The following is a 22,336-nucleotide window of genomic DNA, read 5'->3' as shown; positions in this document are numbered from 1 at the left end:
GGGGCTGTATCCGGAGCGTCGCGCCTTTCCCGGGTACAGCCCTTATTTTCCAAGCCTTTTGGCAAGCTTTATTGAAGCCGGAATCGCGATAAGCGGACATCGCCGCGCAGCACGATGGCAAGCGGCCTGCTGATCATTCGCTCCGGCAGCGCCGGCAGCTCCACTTTCCCTGTGAGGCGAGTCCAGGCCTGCGGGCCTCCGGTGCGCGGCACCGGGTAGAAGCCGACGAGCAGCCCTTCCGGGCCGTCCAGCCGCAGCTCGATCATGCCCGCTTCCGCGCCGGCGGCATACGCCTCGAAACCCGCTCCGCCTTCCGGCAGCAGGCAGTCGCGGTACAGCAGCCAGCCGCTTCCGCCGGCAGGAGCCGCGCTGTCCCCGCCGTCCGTGCACGCATCGATGCGGATCGAGCCGCAATCATCGTAGCTGACGGCCGGAATCCAGGTCTCCAGGCAGCGAGGCGGAATCTCCTCCCCTGCGATCTCCAGCTCCGCCGTGCAGCGGATATCCGCCGAGCTCGCTCCTGCCATCAGCGTGCAGCTGCCGCGCTCCAGCGAGAAGCGGCTGCGGGTCACATCCCACACCTCCAGCTCCCGGCTGTCGAGCTCGAACGGAACCGTCGCCGTCTCTCCCGGCTGCAGCGTCACCCGCTTGAATCCGGCCAGCTTGCGAAGCGGCCGCTTGACGCGGGAGCCTTCTACCCGGACATACAGCTGAACGACCTCGTCCGCTGCCGTTTGGCCTGCGTTGGCGACCTCAAGCGAGACGATAACGCTCTCTCCGGCCGCGACGGCTTCGCGGTCGGCGGTCAGCTCGCCGTAGCGGAACTCGGAATAGGACAGTCCGTGCCCGAACGGATACAGCACCTCGCCCGGCCAATATTGATACGTGCGGCCTTGCCGGATCACATCGTAGTCGAACAGCGACGGCAGACCTTCCTCCGAGAGGTACCAGGTCATCGGCAGGCGGCCCGCCGGACTGTAATCCCCGAACAGCGCTCCCGCCACCGCGCTTCCGAGCTCCTGTCCCGCATGGCACACCTGAAGAAGGGAAGGAACGGCTTCCTCCGTCCCTTGCAGCGCGAACGGATAGCTGCTCACGAGCACGACGGCCGTCCGCGGATTGGCGGCCGCGACCGCCCGGATAAGAGCTTGCTGGGACTCCGCCAGCGCCAGGCCGGGACGATCGGCGTCCTCCTTGCCTCCGATGAACGGCTGGTTGCCGACGACGACGACGGCAGCCGATGCAGACGCCGCTGCCGCTGCCGCCGTCTCCAGACCGCGGCTGACAATCTCGATCGCGAACCGCTCCGAGTCGGACGGCTTCTGCCGCAGCCTCATGCGCTCGGCCCTTGCCGCCTCCTCGGCGGCACCGGGATTGGCGGCGTCGGCAGCGTCGAATGCCTCTGGGCCCTCTTGCGAGACGGGCATCAGCCTGCCTTCAGGAGTCATGCCGACCGGGGTGCCGTTCCAGGTCAGCAGCAGAACGCCTTCCTCCCCCTCAAGGATGGAAAATACCTCCTTCACGAACCAGCCGCGGGCTTCCTGCGCTGCGGACTCCAGCCCTTCCTCGCCTTCCGTGACGAGGAGGCTGCTGGAAAGGGCGCGGAGGGTGATATTGCCGTATCCCCAATCCGTCAGCTCAAAGCGTTCGGCCGACTCGCTGTTCTCTTCGTCAGCCGCCAATATCCGGGCTTGGCCGACATATAGGCCGCTCGACAGGCTGCGCAGCCGGACGATGTCGCAGCCCGTATGGAACACCGCCTCCCCATCGGAGCCCAGCCGGTCCCGGATGCCCGCGAGCGGTGTTACCCGGTAAGGCGGAGTACCGCTGTACCAATCCACGAAAGCCTCGTCCGCCAGCGGCCCGATGACCGCGATGGACCCCTTCGCCGGAAGCGGCAGCAAGGGAGTCCTGCTCGAAGCCTCGTTGCGCAGCGATTCCGGGGTCCCGCCCGGAGCCTCGTTGCGCAGCAGCACGACCGACTCGCTGGCCGCGCGTCGCGCCAGCGCCGCGTGCTCCGGGGCGCACAGCCTCGATTCCGGCACGTCCGCATACGGATTTTCAGCATCCCATTCGCCCAGCCGAATCCGCACCGAGAACGTATGGACGAGCGCGCGATCGAGGTCGCACTCCTCCAGCAGCCCCCGCTCCAGCGCGTCGCGCACCGCCCGGTGCACCGTCTCGGAGTCATCGGTGATGCTGTCGATGCCGCTACGGATGGACTGCGCCACCGCCTCGGCATACGAAGGCAGGAAGCCGTGGTCGTTCACGGTGCCGAGCACATCTCCCGCATCGCTGACGACAAAGCCGTCCATGCCCCACTCGTCCCGGACGATGCCGTTCACGTCCTCGAGCAGATTGCACGGTATTCCGTTCACGCTATTATAAGCCGTCATCATGGATACCGCACCGCCCTCGCGGAACGCCGGCTCGAATGCCTTGAGGTAATACTCCCGCTTGCCCCGGGGATCGATGCTCGCCGAGAAGAAGCCGCGCCCCTTCTCATTGTTGTTGGCATAGAAATGCTTCAGCGTCGCCGCCGCCCGCAGGTAGAACGGATCGTCTCCCTGCATGCCCCGCACCAGCGCCGCGGTCAGCTTGCCCGTCAAATAAGGATCCTCTCCGTAGGCTTCCTCCGTGCGTCCCCAGCGCGGATCCCGCTCCATATCGACCGTGGGAGCCCAGATCGTCAGGCCGTTGCGCTCCGGATCGCGGCCGTAATACACTCTCGCCTCCTCGGAAATAACCTCTCCGATCTCTTTCATGAGCCCGTCATTCCAAGTGGCGGCAAGCCCGATCGGCTGCGGGAACACCGTCGCTTCCCCGAGCCAGGCGATTCCGTGCGCCCCCTCGGTTCCATGCTTGTATTTGGCGATGCCGAGGCGCGGAATCTCTTCCTGATACTGGCTCATCAGCGAGATCTTCTCCTCCAGCGTCAGCAGGGCTACGAGGTTCTCGGCCCGCTCCTTCAGCGGCAGGCCGGGGTTAAGAAAGGGGTACGCGTACGTTCCGGTGCTCATGGTCGGCAGCTCCTTTGTCTCGTCTCGATTTCTCTCTGCCCTTCCCGGACAAAAGAGGACTGAGACTAGCATAAGGGGGAACAGACGCTGCCGGTACCCCGCAAATTGATGGCGTTTTCATGCTTGATTTAGAGATGAAAGCTTTCGCCAATCTGCGCCCTTTGCTCCTCTGCCAGCTTCTCGATGGACAGCAACCCGGCAGACGGTATCGGGTTTTATGGATCATGCGAACGTATCCTAACCATCCCTTTATCTGCTATCGGACATACGATCCGCTATTCCGCTGATTTTGATCCCGTTTCAATTTTTATCGGACATACAATCCGCTATTCCTGATTTTATATTGCCATTGCAGTAGGAATCGGAGAAATAAGGGATCGTATGTCCGATACAGATGTCCAAATGCGAATTTTCCCCGAATAACGGATCCTATGTCCGATATGCCCGTAATTGCTGCTCCGATCCGCTGTCTAATCATGGCTCCGATCTGCTGTCCGGTCTGCTGTCTGATCAGTGTTCCGACCCGCTTTTCGTTCTGCTGCCCGGTCTGCTGTCTAATCACGGCTCCGATCTGCTGTCTAAGCTGTCTGATCTCCTCTCTGATCAGCGCTCCCGTCGCCGCCCGCTTCGTTTGGCCCATTCGACCCCATCACTCTCCCGCCGCCGGCCCAATGGCATAGCCGGTACCCGTTCCCTAACAAGAGAGAAGAACCGATGCGGGCGACATCAACCCGATATGGATAACGAAAAGACCGCCAGGAAAAGGCGGCCTCAATGTTCGGAGCTTAAGGGTTCATCTTCTGCACGGAATCACGAAGCCTCTCGCGCAGATGCTCCGACTCCGGGAACAGGCGGAGCCCGAGCTCCAGAACCTGCAGCGCTTCGCCGGCATACCCGTTCTCCTCCAGCGGATAGGCGATATAGCTGAAATCGTCGGCCGAGACGGCATACCGCTCCACTCCGTCATGGAGGATCTGCCGGTACTCGTCCCAAGCCGCATCGATCCCGCCGGACAAGGCGATGCCGGTCAAATAATGGGCCAGATTGCGCTGGACTTCGCCAGTTCCTTCCCCGAGCAGCAGGTCCAGAATGCCTTTCATCAGCACCTTGAGACCGACATAGTCGTCGTTCATCATGAGGGTAACGCCTAAGCCTGCCTCCGGCAAGAGCACCAAATAACTGCGGAAGCCGGTATCTTGCCCGGTATGGGATACAGCTCTGCGTCCTTGGTAAGCGCCCGTGAACCAGCCGAGGGCGATTCCATCCAGCCAATCTCCATAGCCCAGGCCGACCCGGGTGCTCCACATCTCCCCTTGGCTGCCTTCCTCAAGCAGCCCCTTCCCCTCTGCCGCCTGCTCCGGCTTCAAGTAAGCCAGCATGAGCCGGCAGCTGTCTACCGCGTTCATATACAACGTCGAGCTCGGTCCATGCGCCCGGTGATAAGGAAAAACGAGGCTTTTCTGCGGTCCGTAGCGTCCTTCGGGAGCTCCGAGAATATGCGGGGCCGCCAGCTGTGACGCCGGCACCTCCGCCAACAGGAAGGTGCTCTCTTCCATCCCGGCAGGCCGCAGCACATGCTCCCGCATGTACGCCTCGAAGGACATTCCGCTGACCTTGGCGATGACGTCTCCCAGCAGCTCGAAACCGATATTGCTGTAGGCATGCTCCTCGCCGGGATTCCGGTCCAGGCTGCGTGCGGCGAGGGCGCGTACATACCGCTCCAGACTGCCCTCGTCATCCTCCGGCGAGTCCCACTGGAAGTCCTCCTCGTCGGGCATGCCGGAAGTATGGCTGAGCAGGTCGCGGATCGTCACCTCGCGTTCCCGGCCGTCGGCGAGCTTGAAGTAAGGGACGCAGTCGCTCGCAGGAGCGTCCAGATTCAGTCGGCCTTGCTCCGCCAGCTGCATGACGGCCGTAGCTACCAGAGGCTTGGATACCGATGCCAGGTGAAAAAGAGTGTGCTCGTCCACGGGCTCGCCCGTCCCGGCGTCGCGGATTCCGTATCCGCGGGCAAAAACTCCATCTGGGGCAACGATGCCCACCGCAAGTCCGGGCAGCGGCTCCTGCGCCGCGAAGCCGGCCAGCAAGGCGTCCAGGCGCTCCATGGCGCGATCATGTCGACTCATGATGATTCCTCCCATTAATTATTTTGTTTTTTATAGAGAGTCAGGAAAATCAATGAGTCATACCAATGGATTCACGCCCTTCCGTATTGGCTTCATTCTAACCGGGTTCCGGCCACAATGGCGGGTAGAAAACAGGTAGAGAATGGAATGCGGCAATCCGTTCCAAGGAGGGTCGGCTGGAACTGAGCGGATCGGCTCTCCGAATGCCTCTGTCCGCCATACAACGGCTGACGCCGCGCGAGCTTTAGTCGGGCTGCAGGTACAATTCGCCTTTACTTGTTCTCCCCCTTGATAAAAATGACCCAAAAAGGCTATGCTAAAGCCACTTATTTTCAACAGAGGAGGCCGATGTCAAATGACGACTGCATACGCGACTTACAAGCTGATTGTCCCGACGCCGGTCCCTGACGGAGCAAGCCGACTCTGATCCGCAGCCCGCCTCTGCCATGATGGCAGAGGCGGGCGCTGATCGTCGGCGCCGCAGGAGACCAATGGTCTCCTGCGGTTTTTTTATGCCCGCGGGATCCACAGAGATCGCGGGCCTGTTAGAGGCCCGCATGCCATCTTGGCCCGCGGTGCCATGCCTGACAAGGCAAGCCCGCATGTTCGCTGCGGGCTTTTTGCTTTTTCCATCCAACCCACGAAAAGAGGAACCCGCCTTGACCTTAAATACAAACGAGCCTAACGAGATGAACAACCGGACTAAAACCTGGACAGAAACGGACTATACCCTGCGAAAAGAGGAATCCGACTTGAACCTGAATCCAAATGAGTGGAATGAAGCAACCGAAACGAATGATCCGATCAATAGCCATGTCTTTCCCCAAACGAATGAGCCAGCCAGCAAGAAGGGGTCAGCCGATAGGAAGTTACCCGCGGACAGGAAGGAAACCCATCCAGGGAATATCTCTCCTGCACCAGAAGCCCCTCAGGAAGGATCTCCTGCATCCGAAGAAGGCCGTGGGCTCCGCAGCTACGGCTGGAACGACTCCTGGCAAGAAAGGCTGGAGACGACTCGAAAGCAAACAGGCATCTCCGGGTTGGAGCCCGCCCGCATCGTCGCCCAGTTCTCCCACCTATACCGGCTGGCTGCCGAATCCGGCGAGCATCTGGCTGAAGTGACCGGGCGCTATTCGTTTGACGCTTTACGCAAGACCGATTACCCTGCGGTCGGCGACTGGGTGCTGGCCTCCGTGCCGAAGCCCGGCGACAGCTCCCGCGCCAGCATCCACGCCCTGCTCGAGCGAAGCTCCGCGCTGATCCGCAAGGAAGCCGGGCAAGTGCAGGACGGACAGGTCGTCGCAGCCAACATGGACTATCTGTTCCTCACGACGGCGATGAACCACGACTTCAATCTGCGCCGCATCGAGCGGTACCTGGTGGCGGCCTGGGAAAGCGGCTCGACGCCGGTCGTCCTGCTCACCAAGGCCGATCTCGCCGACGACCCGGATGATCTGGTGCGGCAGGTCGAGGACGCCGCTCCCGGCGTGCCGGTCCACGCCGTCAGCGCGCAGGAGAATCAAGGCCTGGAGCAGCTCCGGCCGTACATGCGGCCAGGGGCGACCATCGCGGTTGCCGGCTCCTCCGGCGTCGGCAAGTCCACGCTGCTCAACTGGCTGGCCGGCAGCGAGGAGCAGCGCGTGCAGGGCGTTAGAGGCGGGGACGACAGGGGACGGCATACGACGACTCACCGCGAGCTGTTCCGGCTCCCCGGCGGCGCGCTGCTGATGGATACCCCCGGCATGCGCGAGCTGCAGCTGTGGGACAGCGAAGGCTCCCCCGACGGCCATGCTGGCGCCTTCTCCGATATCGAGGAGCTCGCCTCCCGCTGCCGCTACACCGACTGCACCCATAGCAAGCGCGAGCAGGGCTGCGCGGTGAAGTCGGCGCTTGCCGACGGCACGCTGGATGCCGGACGGTATGAAAACTATTTGAAAACCGGACGCGAGCTCGCCCGTGTCGCCCGCAAGGAGCAGTCCGCCGCGCGCAAGACGATAACGCCCGCCGAGAACCGGCTGCGCAACAAGCAGGAGCGACGCAACGCCAAGAAGGCGACCAGCGATTGGGATTGACCGGACGCCGAGCGGGGCAACCGATGCGTACTGCTTTTCGCTATAGGAACACCCCTGACGCTGAGTACTGCCTTTCGCCTGAACGGCATAGCGATCCGTAAGAAACGGCCCCGTCGAAGTCGTGATATTCTGATCGTACTTGCCGCCCCTGGGAGCCTGGCTCAGCTGAAGCCGGAGGCAGATGCAGGCAGGATTAATAGCACGCGGAGGGAATGTCATTGAAAATATCCCCTATACGCCTGTTTGTGCCCAGTGTCCGGGACAGCTTTTTGTTCTACCGGGACATTCTGGGTCTGCAGGTGCTCCACGGCACCGAAGAGACCCCTTATGCCGAGTTCCTCACGGGGGACATCCGGCTCGAGCTGGAACCGCCGCTCACCGGCGACGGGCTGGCGGCGATGGACCGCAGACATGAATTTTGCGCGAGCGACCGGATGGCCGTCATCATCAAGGTGGACGATGTGGACGCGGCATACAAAGAGCTGCGGGACAAGAAGATCCCGTTTGTCAAAGAGCCGCATGACACCCCTGAATGGGGACATCGGGTCGCTTACCTCCGCGATCCGGCCGGCAATTTGATCGAGCTGAACGCAGGGCTCTGAGCAATTTGAGCAGGGCTCTGGGCAGGGCTTTGGGTAGGACCCTGAGCAGAGCCTTGAACAGGCATTGAGCTGGAAGGCTTGCCGGCCAGCTCTCCATTCCCGGCCTCTGGCGATGAGACCGGCTTCGGATGGTCCGCTTCAGATCGGCATGAAGCCAAAAAAGCTGTTCCTCGGCCGGACTTCGGCTTTCGGAACAGCTTTTTCGTCATGCATGCGCTGTCATGCACTTCGTGCGCTGTCATGCACTGTCATGCACTTCATGCGCTGTCAAATGCACTTGCGCTTTCTTGCACTTTCTTGCACGTCATGCCACTGTCATGCATTTTCTTGCACTTCAGGCCCTTTCTCGGCAATGTCATGCACTTTTTCAAGCTTTGTTTCGCCAGCTTGCTCCATCCACAGCCTTGGATGGGTTCAACCCTCGTAATGACTGTCACGGCCTTGCTGCAGCCAGCTGTCAGCCGATGATCCGCGCCACCCGTGTCAGAATCTCCTTCGTGGAAGCCTCGTCGTTCACGTCGTATTCGTCGATGTTCAGCCGAAGCACGGGACAGGCGGTGAATTCGCCGATCCACTTGGCGTAGCGGGCATGCATATGCTCCCAGTACGAGACGTCGGTCTGGATCTCCATTTCCCGGCCCCTCTCCGCAATCCGCGCCAGAATGGACGGAAGGCTGCCTTCGATATAGATCAGCACATCCGGATGAGGGAAGTACGGCGTCATCACCATCGCCTCGTAAAGGCTCGTATAAGTCTGATAATCGATCGGGGACATCGTGCCTTGATCGGCGTGCATCTTGGCGAAAATGCCGGTGTCCTCGTAGATGGAGCGGTCCTGCACGAAGCCGCCGCCCATCTCGAACATCTTCTTCTGCTCCTTGAAGCGCTCGGCCAGGAAGTAGATCTGCAGATGGAAGCTCCATCTCTCGAAGTCATGGTAGAACTTGTCCAGATAAGGGTTGAAATCGACCTGCTCCAGCGAGGTGCGGAAGCCGAGGCTTCTCGCCAGGGCGGAGGTCAGCGTCGATTTGCCGACCCCCACGGTGCCGGCAACAGTAATAACAGCGTTCTCGGGAATGCCGAATGGATTCATTTTATAAGTGCTCCTTTAAACGGGCGACGATCTCGTCGAATTGCCCGCGGTCGGCGACAAAGTCGACCGTATTGCCGTCGATCGGGATGATGGCTGTATCCGGCTCGCGCTCGGCCAGGGAAGCCATGGCCGTATCGTAATCCAGGATCAGCTGCTGCAGATAATCGGAGGACATCTCCTCCTCGAACGAACGGCCCCGCTTGGCGATTCTCGCCAGCAGCACGTCCAGGTCGGCCCGGATGTACAGAATGACGTCCGGCTTGGGCAGATCGTCCGTCAGCACATGGTAGATGTGGCGGTACTTGTCCCTTTTGACTCCTTTCAACGTGCGCTCGCTGAAGATCAGGTTCTTGTAGATATGGTAATCCGCGATGACCGGCAGCCCTTCGTTCAGGCGGGGAATGACGGCATCCTCCAGCTGCTTGTAGCGGTTGCAGAGGAAGAACATCTCGAGCTGGAAGCTCCAATCGTCCATATCCTGATAGAACTTGTCCAGGAACGGATTCTCCTCCACGATTTCCTTGACCAGCGGAAGCTGCCATTCCTCGGCCAGCATCGTGGCGAGTGTCGTCTTGCCGGCTCCGATCGGGCCTTCGACGGCTATATACGGTGCGCGTTTCATCGTTGCTTATATCCCCCTTGATTACAGTCGATGCATGAGCCCAACAGCTGCCCATACGAAATGGATGTCCTGCATATATGCACGGAATCATCGCTGGCGCGTCATGTTCCGACAAAAACAGACTTCCTCATTATATCTGCTGCGAAGGCGGAGGAGAACCCGTCCGGGCTTAAAATTATTGCCGCTTCGGCTGGCTTGAGACGGAGGATCCGACGATCTTCTGATAGCTCGCGATATCGAGCCAGCGGCCGAACTTGCGGCCTACCTGCCTGAAATGCGCGCATTTCTCGTACCCGAGCCGCTCGAACAGGGCGATGCTGCGCTCGTTCTCCGTGCAGACGGTCGCGACCAGCATATGGAAGCCGAGTCCGGCCGCCTTCTCCTCCAGAGAAGCTACGGCCCGGCTGCCCGTTCCTTTGCCCCGGTGATTCGGGTCCAAATAGATCGTGATTTCGGCCGTCGTATCGTAGGCCTGCTTGTTTTTGTGCCGAGTCAGCAGGGCGTAGCCGACATAGGCCCCTTCTTCTTCGATTATATAGGTCCGGTAGCGTGGATCTCCTCCCATGACGTTGGCGCGCATTTCTTCCAGGCTCAGCGCCTCGGTATGGAAAGAGATCGTCGTATTCAAGACATAATGATTGTAAGTGTGAAGCGCCTGCCGCAAATGCCGCTCTTCGATCGGCTTCATGATCATGAGCCGCTCTCCCCCTTCCACCGGAACGTCTCCGATTGGTACTCGATGCCCATCGCCTGGAACCATTCGTTCAAGCCGGTCCATAACCGCTCGCAGCGGGCATGGACCTCCTGAACATCCCGCAGGTCTCCGTCCATGACCATAGCCGCCAGCTCCAGGAAGCCGTCCGGGCGCGAAGGCATCGCCGAAGCTTCCTCGAAGCTGCTGGCCCTCGTCGTGAAGTAGCGGCGGTTGGCCAGCCCGATCAGCTTGGCCGCCTGCCAGGAGAGATCGTATGCCGCGCGGCGCGCGTATGCCCCGTCCCCGGCGTAGGCGGCGTTGCGGATTTTCCCCATCGTCTCATAGGGCTCCCAGACCATGAACTCTCTCATGACCTCGCGGAAGGCGGATTCGGGAGCGCTTGTCACGATGCGCCTGGCTTTCTCAAAGAGACGGCCCGGATCGTGAAGGGCGACCACATCGGCGTAAGAGCCCGCCTTGACGGCCCAGCTGTCGTCGACGGATGAAGCTCTCTTCAGCCAAACCGACCTCTGTACCGCTCCGATCTCCAGCTTGAAGGGAGGGATGATCTCCTCCTGCCCGGGAAGATCGATGCCGTCCGGCGTCAAGATCCGAATCTCCATATCCGAGTAGGGTCCGTCCGTCTCCCGGCCCAGCGAGCCATACACGCCGATGGCCAGAATGCTCCCGCCGTCCCGCTCCAGGACCTCTTCTTTCACCTGATGGATAAAGTTCCATTTGTCTTCTCTTGAAGTCGCAGCCGGATAAGGCAGCATCGCTTCAACCTCCTTGAACGGACAGCACCGGTATCGTCTTCTTGCGTCACCTAATTCGACAAAAGTTTCGCTCCCCCCTTCTCCCTTGGCCGTTACGCAGGACCGGATCCTCCTTACCCCCTATAGTTATTGCAGTACATTCTATAGTTTGATGGGTGCCGCCCGGAGGCTGGCCTCGGTATCCTAAAGTTGGTAAGCGTTTTCATTTATTTTAAAGGAGGATTCCAGTGAGAAAATCTCTGTCAGCCATCTTGTCCATGCTGCTCGCCTTCGGCGCCCTGACATCGACAGGCGCTGCGGGCAGCCGCGCGTACGCCAATGCGTCGACCGGCTTGTTCCAGGATTTCGAGCAAGGAACCGCAGGAGGGTGGACGACGTTCAACTGCGGCGCTGCCGCCCAGGTTTCACTCAGCGATGCCGAATACAGCTCCGGCACCCACTCCCTGCGCCTGACCGGGCGGGATACGGCAGGCTGCAGCCCCGCCATCGGTGCCGCCAGCCTGATGGAGGCGGGACAGACGTATACGATCTCGGCCAAGGTCAAGCTCGGCAGCGGCGCGGGAAGCATGAAATTCACCATGAAGGAAAGCGGCAGCACGGACAGCTATACGCAGGTGCTGGAGCCGGTGCCGGCATCGGATGCCGGCTGGACCACGCTGCAGGGCGACTATTCGCCGCCGGCCGGAGCATCCGGGCTTACGCTGTACGTAGAGGGAGCCCCTGCCGGCAGCGACGTCTACCTGGACGACTTCACGGTGTTCAAGCACACGACTCTACAGACGTACGATTTCGAGAACGGATCCGCGCAGGGATGGACGCCTAGCGGCAGCGGAACGGCCTCGAGCGTCGCCGAAGCCGCCCATGGAGGCTCCTACTCCCTCCTGTCGGACGGCCGGACAGCGGCATGGAACGGTCCGAGCGCCGACATGTCCTACCTGGAGGCCGGGGCGACCTACCGCATCAGCGCCTGGGTCAAGCAGAAGTCAGGAAGCTCCAGCCTGAAGATGTCCATGAAGCATACCCCTGCCGGCGGCAGCGCCGGGTATGAAGGAATCGGGTCCGCTGCGATCGTCGGCGATACGGACTGGGTCCTGCTGTCCGGCGTCTACAAGCCGGTCGATCCCGCCCTGATGTTCTATATCGAGAGCGATTCGGCGAACGCCTCCTATTATGTGGACGACGTCTCCGTCGACATGCTGCTGCCCGCTCCTTCCGCAGGCGGCGGCAATCCTCCAGCCGGCGAGCCTCCGGCGCTGTCTGCGGGCTTCGAAGACGGTACGGCCCAAGGCTGGCAAGGACGGATGGGCACCGAGACGCTGACGGTCGTATCCACGGAGAAGCATGGCGGAAGCTCCAGCCTGCTGACGGCCGGACGAACGGCGACCTACAGCGGTCCCGCCATCGACGTGACGGGCCATATGAAGACCGGATCCAAGTACAACGTCTCGGTATGGATGAAGCTGGCATCCGGCGAGCCTGCCGCCCAGGCCAGAGTCAGTCTGGCAGTGAAGTCCGGAAGCGCGACGAACTACCGTACTCTCGTCGGCAATACGGATGTGACGCACGGCACGTGGGTTCGGCTCGCGGGCGAATATACGCTCAGCGAACCGTTCGATTCCCTCGTTCTGTATGTGGAGACCAATGCGGGCACGTCCTCCTTCTACATCGACGATTTCTCGCTGGCATCGACGACCGCCCCGCCGCAGCTGCCGATCCAGACGGATATCCCGTCGCTGCATGAGGTTCTGGCCGATTACTTCCCGGTCGGCGCCGCCATCGAGCCTTCGCAGACGGCAGGGCTGCACGCGGACTTGCTGAAAAAGCATTTCAACAGCATCGTCGCGGAAAACGCGATGAAATGGGACGCAGTCGAGCCGACGGAGGGCAGCTTCACGTTCGAGCAGGCGGACAAAATCGTGGACTTTGCGCAGGCGAACGGCATGCGGGTCCGCGGCCATACGCTGCTCTGGCACCAGCAGGTTCCGGACTGGGTGTTCAAGGACGCCGACGGGGCCGACATGACGCCGACTCCGGCGAACAAGGCTCTTCTGCTGCAAAGGCTGGAAAACCACATCAAAAACGTCGTGGAGCATTTCGGCGACAAGATCTACGTCTACGATGTCGTCAACGAAGTCATCGACGAGTCGCAGCCGGATGGCTTCCGCCGCAGCAAGTGGTTCCAGATTCTTGGCCGGGAATACATCGACAAGGCGTTCGAGTACGCCCGCAAGTACGCTCCGGCCGGAACCAAGCTGTACATCAACGACTACAGCACGACCGAAGCGACCAAGCGCAAGCACCTGTACAATCTGGTCGCCGATCTGAAGCAGCGCGGCATTCCGGTCGACGGCGTCGGCCATCAGATGCACATCAACGTCACCGGCCCGTCCGGCGCAATCATCGAGCAGACGATGAAAATGTTCGCCGATCTCGGCGTGGACAACCAGGTGACGGAGCTCGACATGAGCATCTACGCGAACAGCTCCGACAAGTACACGACTCCGCCGCAAAGCGCTCTCGACAAGCAAGGGCATCAGTTCAAGGAGATTTTCGATGCCTTCAGGAAGGAAAAGACGGAGGGACGCCTGACCAACGTCACGCTCTGGGGCATCGGCGACGACCATACGTGGCTGAGCAAGCCCGAGCGCGCCGACTTCCCGCTGCTGTTCGATGCGCAGCTGCAGGCGAAGCCCGCCTACTGGGGCATCGTGGATCCTTCCAGGCTCCCGGCTCTGATTCAGACCAAGGATGTGTCCAAAGGCACTCCGGTCATAGACGGCAGCGCCGAAACGCTGTGGCGCGCGGTCGGTCCGACTCCGGTCGAAGCCGGGGATGCTTCGTGGGGAGCCTCCTTCCGCACCCTCTGGGATGACAGCCATCTGTATCTGTATGGAGAAGTCCGGGATGCATCGGTGAATCCGGTGGATAAGCTCGAGCTGTACATCGACGGCAACAATGGCAAGACGCCGGCTTATCAGCCGGACGACAAGCACTACACGCTGACCCGCGGCCAGTCTGCGGCGGCAGGCGTCGACTACCGGGTCGTGGAGAAGAAGGACGGCAGCGGGTATGCCGTCGAAGCGGCCGTGCCTCTGGATGCCGCGGCTGCGGGGAGAAGGCTCGGCTTCGATATCCGGTTCACGGATGCCGATTCCGGCCAGGCTCTGTCCTGGAACGACGCCTCGCACAGCCAGGATTCCGATACGTCCAAATTCGGCATCCTTACGCTGGCTGGGGAACTCAAGGTAGCAGGATCCCTCCGCGGCACGCCTGTCGTCGACGGAGACGAGGATGCCGCCTGGGCCGATGCCGAGGAGCTGGAGACCGGCGTCTGGGTGCAAGGAACCTCCGGAGCGACGGCCCGCTTCCGCACGATGTGGGATGATGGCCACCTGTACGTCTATGCCCATGTGAAGGACCCGCTGCTGAGCAAGAAGAGCGCGGATGCGTACCAGCAGGATTCAGTCGAGATCTTCGTCGATCCGAACAACGGCAAGACGCCGATCTACGAAGCCGACGACGGCCAGTACAGGGTGAATTTCGACAACGAGCGCAGCTATAACGGCGCTGCTTCGCCGGACAACTTCAAAACGGCCACCCGCATCGTGGACGACGGCTACGTCGTGGAAGCGGCGATCTCCCTCGATTCGATCCAGGCGAAGGCCGGAGACCTCATCGGCTTCGATCTTCAGGTGAACGACGACCAGGCCGGTCTCGGCACCCGCGCAAGCGTCGTGAACTGGAGCGACCCGAGCGGCCTGTCCTACCAGAACACATCGAAGTATGGCGTGCTTGTGCTCGGCGCTTCGGATGAAGGCGGCGAACCAAGTCCTTCTCCGCAGCCGAGTCCGCCGACTTCGCCGGATCCTTCGGCGAGCCCGAGCGCTTCTCCGGAGCCGTCGGCGACTCCAGGCCCGTCTCCGTCGCCGGACAGGACACCTGATCCGGCATGGATTCCGACTGTCCTTCCTTCGCCGACTCCGTCTCCAGCCGTGAAGGGAAGCGTCATCACGCTCAAGGCGATACCGGATGCAAGCGGAACCGCCTTCCTGTCGGTATCGGCGGCCGATCTGGCCAAAGCCGCCGGCTCGGCTGAAGGCTCCGTCGTGACGGTCAAAGCCGAGTCCGGCTCCGGCCTCAAGAAAATCGTCATCCAGCTGCCTGTCGGACCGCTGCAGGATGCGGCAGGGCGCGTGCGCTCTCTCGTGCTGGATGCCGGCCTTGCTTCCGCAGCTCTGGATGCCTCGATGCTGGCATCCGCATCCGGCTCGCTGGAGCTTGCCGTCGCCTTGGCGGACTCCGGCTCGCTGACCGAAGGCGCCCGGATCCTCCTCGCCGGACAGCCGCTGGTCCGCATCGGCCTCAGCCTGAACGGCGCTGCCGTTACGGATACGAAGGGTCTTGCGGCCATCACCGTCCCGTTTGCGCTGAAGGCGGGAAGCAAGCCTTTCCAAGCCGTTGCTTTCCAGGCGATGGACAACGGCTCGCTGGCACCGGCAGCCAGCTCCAGGTATTCGGCTGCCGCAGAAGGGGTCGTCTTCAAGCCGCAGAGCTTCGGCACCTACGCGGCCGCTCTTTACGCCTCCCGCTTCGGCGATCTCGACCGCGTGCCGTGGGCTCAGGATGCCATCGGCGCTCTGGAAGCCAGGGGAATCGTAAGCGGCATGAAGCCGGAAACGTTCGCTCCCGGCGCCGGCGTAACGAGAGCGGAATTCATCCAGATGCTGATGAATGCGCTCAGCCTGAGCGGCCGCGCCGACGGATCCAGCAGCTTCGCCGACGCCGAGGCCGGCGCCTGGTACGCCGGAGCGCTCGCTTCGGCGCAGCAGCTCGGCATCGTCTCCGGAAGGCCGGACGGCACCTTCGGCGTGAACGAGCGGATCAGCCGCCAGGAAATGGCCGCGATGCTTTACCGTGCCGCCGGCAAGGCAGGCATCGAGCTGAAGGGCGCCGCCGGCACTGGAGCGTTCCTCGACAGCTCCTCGATCGCGGGTTATGCGGCCGAAGCGGTCGCCGCCCTCCGGCAAGCCGGCATCGTGCAAGGCATGCAGGACGGACGCTTCGCTCCGTCAAGCTCCGCCACTCGCGCCCAGGCGGCCGTCATGATCTACGGCTTGTATGGATTCATGAAGTGAAGGACTAACGTCCCGAACCATTCTGTTCGTTAAAGACCAAAAATCCCCCTCATGGCCGCGGCCGCGAGGGGGTTTCTTTTATCTGGATCAGGTCGCAGCAGCCATTTTCCGCCCAATGTCCCGGCATTGCTCCTTCTCCTCGTCCGAAGGATTGAACTCGACCTTGAGGCCGGGAGCTGCGATCTGCGCGCCCCGCTCCTTCAGCTTCTCCTCGATCAGGTCCACCGCTCCGCAATAGATCGGATAAGAGCTGTCCCCGGAGCCGAACACCGCCGCGAGCTTGCCCTGCAGCTTTACACCATCAAGCTCTTCATAGAAATCCAGGAATTCATCGGGCAGCTCGCCGTCTCCCCAAGTATACGCTCCGATCAGAATGACATCGTACTCCTCCAGCTCGGATGCCTTGGCGTCCATGATATCCCGGACGGCCGGCTCGACCCCCGCATGCCGGATGCCGGCGACGATCTCTTCCGCCATCTCCTCCGTATTGCCCGTCATGCTGCAGCAGATCACGATCACCTTGTTCATGCTTTCCCTCCCGGCAGCTCTTCTACTTGTTGGATGCCGTCATACAGCGTAGCCAGATAGATTATGCCGTCCCTGATGTCCACATCGGTGACCGGGACTCTGGAGCTGACCGCCATCATCGTGAGGCAGCCTCCAAGCCAGCTGATCCGATACAGTCCCCGATCGGTGCAAGCCAGCAGCCGCCCGCCCTTTACGACAACCGAAAAGAGGAACAAGCCTCCGTAGCGGTAACGGTCGAATCCGCCCTTGCGGTTGCCGACGACCAGCTCCCCATTCTCGCTGGCTCCCACAAGCTGTCCGTAGTAGACGGCCAGGCTGGTCACGCCGGTGCCGAGATCGAATTCCATCCATTCAGCGCTCATCCGGTCATACAGCGCGATTCCGCTCTCGCAGCCCAGAATGAGGTATTGCGGAACGTTGAGCAGATCGTAAACCTTGCGGTCGTTCTTGGCGGCCGCCCCCCAGGAAGCGCCGTGGGAGCACCACAAACCCTGGGAGGTGCAGGCATACAGGCAGCCTGCGGACGCCCGGAACTGGTAGCAGGGCAGCTCCAGCTCTTCCTGGTCCCACTCGGCTCCGTCATAGACCATCAGCCCGCGGCTTGTGCAGGCATACAGAGTCTCTCCTGCCATGACCATGCGGTTCACGACGGCATGCGGCTCATCCGGCGCGCTGATCCTCTCCCATTCCCCTTGCCCATGCTTTCCGTAGATGGCTCCGCCCATCGCCGCGGCGTACAGGCATCGGCTTCCTGCGAGCACCGATGAGCAGGACAGCGGCCCGCTCTGAGTTCCGGTTCGGTTTTCCATGTTTTCCTCCTTCAAGCCTCTTCTTCCCGCTTCATTTTGCGGCCGATCCAAGCAAGCCTCGCGCGGCTTGCCCTCCGTTAAGCGCGGAAGTATGGATCTGATCTGCGTCAGTCGAATGCAAAAGCATCTCATTGTTTGATAATGATTCTCAATATCACTATAAGTATGATAACCATTCTCAATTATGATGTCAATTTCAACTTGAATCCTCTCTCTTCGGCTCAAAAAAGCCATGCCGCCAGTAATGGCGGCATGGCTGCAAGAGAGCTGGACAAGTCCTTCCCGATGAACAGGGAGGAACTCTTTTACGAGCAAAAATCGAATCAGGCAACGGCTTAGAGCCGAAGCTTCAGCCCGACAGCGGCGCCATGATCCCGGAACGTTACGGAGCGAATGCCGACAAGAGGCGGCAGCTGGCTCCCTACCGGGATGACGATCTCATCCAGCATCGTCTCCGGCAGCTCCAGAGAGCGGATGGAAAGCGACTGAGGAGTGAGAATCAGATCGGGACTTCTCCATTCCAGCTTGTAGCCCGCTTTGGCGCCTACCGTCAGCAGGTTTTTGTACTTGGCACTTATATCCGCAGCCATGCGTTCTCCGTCCAGTTGAATCCGCACGCCCTCGATTCTCAGCTCCGGCCTGACCTGCGGGTTTTCCGCGAGCTGGGCGCGGACCAGATTGGTGATATCCTCCTGGGAGAGAAACACCTCGGCTTTGCCGGATTGGATCATTTCGGCGGCTTTGCTTCTGAAATCCAGAGGAGTGTGGTCCAGCGTCAGCTTCTCCGCCGGCCTGACGTACCAGACCGCCGCTCCTCCCGCCAGCAGCGCCACGACCAGCAGCGAAACAATGAATCCCCCTATGATTTTGCGCATCTCAGACGCACCTCCATTCGGCCGTAACCGTTTTATCCTGCGCAGGCCTTCTGCGGCCTGTCCTGCCAGCTGTCTGGCTTCCATTGACAAAGGAACGTGCGGGGAGTATAACAAAACTACCTATCGGATGCCGCCAAGCCGCGCCGACGCTGCAAGCGGCGGCAGAGTCTCCGCTCCCGGCCGGCACTCTCTTGAAGGGCCGCGTCTCCAAGACGCGGCCCGGGATGGACAGGCAGCCGTACGAACGTGATCAGGACGCACGTCCCGCACCGGGACGTTTTTTCTTATTTTAGCCCTCCCCCATCATCTTGCCAAACGGAAAGGAAGAGAACGCGTATGAATTCCAGCACGCCCCAGTCCCCCGGTCAGCTGCCCGAAGCGGGCAAAGCCAAGGAGGAAGCGGTACGCATCCCTCTCGAGGAGATCATGCATGCCCAGCTGACGCTGAATGAAGTCATTACCCGGACCCCGCTGCAGCCGAACCGCGTCCTCTCCAGCCGTTACAACTGCAACGTGCTGCTCAAGCGGGAGGATCTGCAGGTCGTGCGCTCGTTCAAAATCCGCGGGGCCTACTACCGCATCCGCACGCTGCCGCCGCAGGACCTGGAGAAGGGCGTCGTCTGCGCCAGCGCGGGCAATCACGCCCAAGGCGTCGCTTACTCCTGTCAGACGCTCGGCATCCGCGGAAAGATTTACATGCCCAGCACGACTCCCCGCCAGAAGGTGACGCAGGTCCAGTTTTTCGGCGGTGATCAGGTCGAGATCATGCTGACCGGCGACACCTACGACGACGCCTATGACGAAGCGATGAAGGAATGCGCCCGCACCGGAGCCGCCTTCATCCATCCGTTCGACGACCGGGCCATCATCGCGGGCAACGGCACGGTCGGCAAGGAAATCATGGATGCGGCCGAGGCGATGCCGGACTACATCTTCGTCACCGTCGGAGGCGGCGGGCTTGCGGCCGGAGTCGCCTCCTACATCAAGGCGGTCTCGCCGCGCACGCGCATCATCGGCGTCGAGCCCAAGGGCGCGCCTTCCCTTGATGCCTCGCTGCGCAGCGGGCAGGTCACGCCGCTCGACTCCATCGACAAGTTCGTCGACGGAGCCGCCGTCAAGCGGATCGGCGACCTCACCTTTGCGATCTGCCGCGACCTGCTCGACGATGTCGTGCTCGTGCCGGAAGGCAAGGCCTGCACGACTCTGCTGAGCCTGTACAACGAAAACGCCATCGTCGCCGAGCCGGCCGGCGCGCTGCCTGTCGCCGCGCTGGACATGTACCGGGACGAGCTCGAGGGCAAGACGGTCGTCTGCATCATCAGCGGCGGCAACAACGACGTCGACCGGATGCAGGAGATGAAGGAGCGCTCCCTTATGTACGAGGGGCTCAAGCATTACTTCACCGTCAACTTTCCGCAGCGTGCCGGCGCCCTGCGCGAATTCCTCGACGAGGTGCTCGGGCCGGACGACGACATCGTGAGATTCGAGTACACCAAGACGCATAACAAGGAGAACGGCCCCGCCCTCGTCGGCATCGAGCTGAAGAACCGCGAGGACTATGGCAGCCTGGTCAGCCGGATGAACGCCAGAGGCTACCAGTTCATGGAACTCAACAAGGATCCGGTGCTGTTCGATCTTCTGATCTGAGCTTTCTTGAGGTTAGACAAGCAAGGCCGCTGCGATTGCAGCGGCCTTTTCGGCTTTGATGTCTTTTTACGCCCAGGCTTGAGGAGGGGTTCTATAAAAGAAGGGCCTGACGCAGCGGCGACGGATGCGGCAAACTGGACTCATCCCATTCCTGAACGAGGAGATGATTCCATGAAAGACTTCCTGCCTCGCCTTGCTGCAGCCCCCCTGTCCGCGCTGGCATTCGGCATCCTCTTTGCTTGGTCCCTATATACGACGATCTTGGAAGCCAGAGAGCCGAACGTATATGACTTCGTCTTCCTCATTCTCGGAGCTGCCGCCGCCTGGATTTATCAGCATGTCCTGCTTATGCTGCGGCTGCCGGAATGGATGGAGAGAGCAAAGCGGGGAGCGGCGCGATGAGAGGTTTTCTCCTCCGCTTGGGCGCGGCATTTCTATCCGCTGCAGCGACGGGCATTGTCATGGCGAGCCTTTGGGCAGAAGAATCCCCTATCCAAGGAGCCTGGATGATGCGGCTTATTGGAGCTGTCCTGGTCTTCATCTATGCCCTGCCGTTCCATCTCTTCTACGGCATTCCCGCTTCCTGGGCCATCGGCAGCCTGAGCGCCGGAATTCTCCCCTCCTCCATACGGCTCATCTCGGAACTGCTCCTTCTGTATCCTGCGGCCGGGCTGCTTCCGGCCATCGCCGTCGGGGAGCGGGCATATGAAGTCTACTGGACCTTTGCCGCTTCGGCCCTGCTCTATCGCCTCATGCTTCTGCTGTTGGAAATGATTTGGAAACACCGAAGATGAATGGCGGCTCTCGCAGCTTTCTATTTCAAAATGGAGTGAAAATGATTCCATCAAGGAACGGTAGGAGAAGAAGTCTTCGAGTCCATGAAAAACGAGAAATTTATTGCGTTACTGCGGCGTTGATTGCTTTGAAATCGCGATGAACGGCGAACAGGTCCATTCCGAGCCGAGCTCGCACACTGCCATCCTCTTCCCAGTCGGCTGAGGCACGCACGACCCGCTTGGCATAGGAACACGTCGAGCCGAGCCTTGGCGGAGCCAATTTTACGGAGCCAGGACTCGCTTCAAGGCTTCTTGCCGACCGCGCCTCATGAAAGGGCTGTTTGCCCATTTCCAGGTCTATGCTTGAAGCGGAACCGCATGGCAGGAAGGCGGCGGCTTTTAGGAAAGGCCAGATTTGAACTCTATGCGACATACGTTCCGTTATCTGAGAGATTTGTCCCTTTTTCCAGCTCTATCGGACATACGTTCCGCTATTCCAGATTTTTCATCTGTATATCAATAGAATTCATATAAATAACGGATCCTATGTCCGATACCAAGGCATAACCTAGATATTTATTAAAATAACGGATCTCATGTCCGATCAACTCGAGACTCTGACCCTGGCTCTGGTTCCTGTTCCTGCTCCTGCTCCTGCTCCTGCTCCTGCTCCTAAATAATAAAATCCCTATCGCAATCTCGCTCTGTTGTTGAGTCACATCTGCTAAAAGAGCTTATGCTTGCAGATTCCGCCGTCTCATTCAGCCAGAGTAAGCCCCCGAAATTACTGCGGAGGCTTTACTGCGATATAAGCAGAAATCTCAAACCCGTCTACAATCGGATCCGATCATCAGGCTTGTCGACATGACTTAAGGCTGGATCCGATGCTTGCGCGCATCGAGAATGATGCCGGCCGTCTCCTCGATGGCCCGGTCCGTCACGTCGACGACGAGGCAGCCGAGCCGGCGGAATAGGCTGCGGGCATGCTCCAGCTCCTCCGCCACCCGCTCGAGGCTGGCATAGCTGACGCTGGACGGAAGTCTGCTTGAAAACCTCACTTGCCTTTGCGGATCGGACATACGATCCGTTATTTGGCCGAAAATCATCACATTCCTATGCGGATCGGACATACGATCCGTTATTTGTGAACAATTAGCTATATAGCAATATAAACTATAGAAATAGCGGATCCTATGTCCGATAAATGCGTCAATGAACGAAATCCTCGGAAATAAGGGATCCTATGTCCGAAGGAAAATGAGGTTGCTTGAGCATGAGCATTATCAAGGTTGAAAGTTGCCGAAACCAGCGATCCCTCTTATCTCCCCTCCATCCATTGCCACATCGGCGTTATTTCACGGCATTAACGCACATACTCGCCAGTACGTGCAAGTTCATGTCATTGCGCCCATTCCATAGCAAATTCGGCCCCAGAGTCCTTGAAACCTCGCGAGGCGCGCGAATTGTCAACCCTTCTCTCTTCTCTTCTCTTCTCTTCTCTTCTCTTCTCTTCTCTTCTCTTCTCTTCTCTTCTCTTCTCTTCTCTTCTCTTCTCTTCTCT

The 22,336-nt window shown here is 60.4% G+C and carries 17 protein-coding genes; 7 read left to right on the top strand and 10 right to left on the bottom strand.

What is annotated here, in order from left to right:
- Positions 1-68: 68 nt before the first annotated feature.
- Complete coding sequence (locus PHU01S_RS08900) at positions 69-3,020, bottom strand: glycoside hydrolase family 3 C-terminal domain-containing protein (protein WP_127507218.1); 2,952 nt, start codon at positions 3,018-3,020, stop codon at positions 69-71.
- Between the two features lie 785 nt (positions 3,021-3,805).
- Positions 3,806-5,146, bottom strand: coding sequence for a serine hydrolase domain-containing protein (locus tag PHU01S_RS08895; RefSeq protein ID WP_164763028.1), 1,341 nt, complete (start codon positions 5,144-5,146; stop codon positions 3,806-3,808).
- Positions 5,147-6,150: 1,004 nt separating this feature from the next.
- Between PHU01S_RS08895 and rsgA the strand changes: the two genes are divergently transcribed.
- Positions 6,151-7,218: a ribosome small subunit-dependent GTPase A gene (gene rsgA / locus PHU01S_RS08890; protein ID WP_373864532.1), complete on the top strand. Its 1,068-nt coding sequence runs from the start codon at positions 6,151-6,153 to the stop codon at positions 7,216-7,218.
- A gap of 218 nt (positions 7,219-7,436) precedes the next feature.
- On the top strand, positions 7,437-7,820 hold the full coding sequence (locus PHU01S_RS08885) for a VOC family protein (protein ID WP_164763027.1): 384 nt from the start codon (positions 7,437-7,439) through the stop codon (positions 7,818-7,820).
- 457 nt (positions 7,821-8,277) lie between these two features.
- Here the strand turns inward: PHU01S_RS08885 and PHU01S_RS08880 are convergent, their stop codons facing one another.
- The 4 genes from PHU01S_RS08880 to PHU01S_RS08865 all read right to left on the bottom strand — a co-directional run bounded on the left by PHU01S_RS08880 (position 8,278) and on the right by PHU01S_RS08865 (position 11,005).
- A complete protein-coding gene (locus PHU01S_RS08880) occupies positions 8,278-8,913 on the bottom strand; it encodes a deoxynucleoside kinase (RefSeq protein ID WP_127507212.1) in 636 nt (211 codons plus the stop codon).
- A 1-nt stretch (position 8,914) separates the two neighbouring features.
- Positions 8,915-9,535, bottom strand: coding sequence for a deoxynucleoside kinase (locus PHU01S_RS08875; RefSeq protein WP_021880112.1), 621 nt, complete (start codon positions 9,533-9,535; stop codon positions 8,915-8,917).
- A 175-nt stretch (positions 9,536-9,710) separates the two neighbouring features.
- Complete coding sequence (locus tag PHU01S_RS08870; RefSeq protein ID WP_127507210.1) at positions 9,711-10,229, bottom strand: GNAT family N-acetyltransferase; 519 nt, start codon at positions 10,227-10,229, stop codon at positions 9,711-9,713.
- Positions 10,226-11,005, bottom strand: a complete 780-nt coding sequence (locus PHU01S_RS08865) for a kanamycin nucleotidyltransferase C-terminal domain-containing protein (RefSeq protein WP_127507207.1) — start codon at positions 11,003-11,005, stop codon at positions 10,226-10,228. The genes PHU01S_RS08870 and PHU01S_RS08865 overlap by 4 nt, the downstream gene beginning before the upstream one ends.
- A gap of 227 nt (positions 11,006-11,232) precedes the next feature.
- Here PHU01S_RS08865 and PHU01S_RS08860 point away from each other — a divergent pair, with 227 nt between their 5' ends.
- The gene (locus tag PHU01S_RS08860) at positions 11,233-16,140 is read left to right on the top strand and encodes an endo-1,4-beta-xylanase (protein WP_127507205.1); all 4,908 of its coding nucleotides are present in this window, start codon (positions 11,233-11,235) and stop codon (positions 16,138-16,140) included.
- Between the two features lie 87 nt (positions 16,141-16,227).
- Here the strand turns inward: PHU01S_RS08860 and PHU01S_RS08855 are convergent, their stop codons facing one another.
- Complete coding sequence (locus tag PHU01S_RS08855; RefSeq protein ID WP_048749234.1) at positions 16,228-16,668, bottom strand: flavodoxin; 441 nt, start codon at positions 16,666-16,668, stop codon at positions 16,228-16,230.
- A complete protein-coding gene (locus PHU01S_RS08850; protein WP_127507203.1) occupies positions 16,665-17,477 on the bottom strand; it encodes a hypothetical protein in 813 nt (270 codons plus the stop codon). The genes PHU01S_RS08855 and PHU01S_RS08850 overlap by 4 nt, the downstream gene beginning before the upstream one ends.
- A gap of 165 nt (positions 17,478-17,642) precedes the next feature.
- Here PHU01S_RS08850 and PHU01S_RS26260 point away from each other — a divergent pair, with 165 nt between their 5' ends.
- A complete protein-coding gene (locus tag PHU01S_RS26260; RefSeq protein WP_218032434.1) occupies positions 17,643-17,816 on the top strand; it encodes a hypothetical protein in 174 nt (57 codons plus the stop codon).
- Here PHU01S_RS26260 and PHU01S_RS08840 read toward each other — a convergent pair.
- Positions 17,813-18,352, bottom strand: a complete 540-nt coding sequence (locus PHU01S_RS08840) for a hypothetical protein (protein ID WP_021881795.1) — start codon at positions 18,350-18,352, stop codon at positions 17,813-17,815. The genes PHU01S_RS26260 and PHU01S_RS08840 overlap by 4 nt on opposite strands.
- A gap of 336 nt (positions 18,353-18,688) precedes the next feature.
- On the opposite strand from PHU01S_RS08840, the gene ilvA reads away from it, so the two are divergent.
- The 3 genes from ilvA (at position 18,689) to PHU01S_RS08825 (ending at position 20,793) form a co-directional block, all read left to right on the top strand.
- Positions 18,689-19,999 (top strand): threonine ammonia-lyase IlvA, encoded by a 1,311-nt coding sequence (ilvA, locus tag PHU01S_RS08835; protein ID WP_127507199.1) that lies wholly within the window; start codon positions 18,689-18,691, stop codon positions 19,997-19,999.
- Between the two features lie 171 nt (positions 20,000-20,170).
- Positions 20,171-20,401 carry a hypothetical protein gene (locus PHU01S_RS08830; RefSeq protein WP_021881793.1) on the top strand — a complete coding sequence of 77 codons (231 nt, stop codon included), beginning with the start codon at positions 20,171-20,173 and terminating at the stop codon, positions 20,399-20,401.
- A gap of 104 nt (positions 20,402-20,505) precedes the next feature.
- Positions 20,506-20,793, top strand: coding sequence for a hypothetical protein (locus PHU01S_RS08825; protein ID WP_127507197.1), 288 nt, complete (start codon positions 20,506-20,508; stop codon positions 20,791-20,793).
- A gap of 851 nt (positions 20,794-21,644) precedes the next feature.
- Here PHU01S_RS08825 and PHU01S_RS26875 read toward each other — a convergent pair.
- On the bottom strand, positions 21,645-21,833 hold the full coding sequence (locus PHU01S_RS26875; RefSeq protein WP_373864531.1) for a kinase/pyrophosphorylase: 189 nt from the start codon (positions 21,831-21,833) through the stop codon (positions 21,645-21,647).
- Positions 21,834-22,336 lie beyond the last annotated feature (503 nt).

The sequence above is a fragment of the Paenibacillus humicus NBRC 102415 genome, assembly GCF_004000905.1.
GTDB lineage: Bacteria > Bacillota > Bacilli > Paenibacillales > Paenibacillaceae > Paenibacillus_O > Paenibacillus_O humicus.
Note: the sequence above shows the minus strand (reverse complement) of the source record. Positions and strands in the feature narration are given on the sequence as shown.

Coding starts and splice junctions, on each gene's coding strand:
- PHU01S_RS08900 (WP_127507218.1), bottom strand. CDS start 3,020: ATGAGCACCGGAACGTACGCGTACCCCTTTCTTAACCCCGGCCTGCCG.
- PHU01S_RS08895 (WP_164763028.1), bottom strand. CDS start 5,146: ATGAGTCGACATGATCGCGCCATGGAGCGCCTGGACGCCTTGCTGGCC.
- PHU01S_RS08880 (WP_127507212.1), bottom strand. CDS start 8,913: ATGAATCCATTCGGCATTCCCGAGAACGCTGTTATTACTGTTGCCGGC.
- PHU01S_RS08875 (WP_021880112.1), bottom strand. CDS start 9,535: ATGAAACGCGCACCGTATATAGCCGTCGAAGGCCCGATCGGAGCCGGC.
- PHU01S_RS08870 (WP_127507210.1), bottom strand. CDS start 10,229: ATGATCATGAAGCCGATCGAAGAGCGGCATTTGCGGCAGGCGCTTCAC.
- PHU01S_RS08865 (WP_127507207.1), bottom strand. CDS start 11,005: ATGCTGCCTTATCCGGCTGCGACTTCAAGAGAAGACAAATGGAACTTT.
- PHU01S_RS08855 (WP_048749234.1), bottom strand. CDS start 16,668: ATGAACAAGGTGATCGTGATCTGCTGCAGCATGACGGGCAATACGGAG.
- PHU01S_RS08850 (WP_127507203.1), bottom strand. CDS start 17,477: ATGGAAAACCGAACCGGAACTCAGAGCGGGCCGCTGTCCTGCTCATCG.
- PHU01S_RS26260 (WP_218032434.1), top strand. CDS start 17,643: ATGATAACCATTCTCAATTATGATGTCAATTTCAACTTGAATCCTCTC.
- PHU01S_RS08840 (WP_021881795.1), bottom strand. CDS start 18,352: ATGCGCAAAATCATAGGGGGATTCATTGTTTCGCTGCTGGTCGTGGCG.
- ilvA (WP_127507199.1), top strand. CDS start 18,689: ATGAATTCCAGCACGCCCCAGTCCCCCGGTCAGCTGCCCGAAGCGGGC.
- PHU01S_RS08830 (WP_021881793.1), top strand. CDS start 20,171: ATGAAAGACTTCCTGCCTCGCCTTGCTGCAGCCCCCCTGTCCGCGCTG.
- PHU01S_RS08825 (WP_127507197.1), top strand. CDS start 20,506: ATGATGCGGCTTATTGGAGCTGTCCTGGTCTTCATCTATGCCCTGCCG.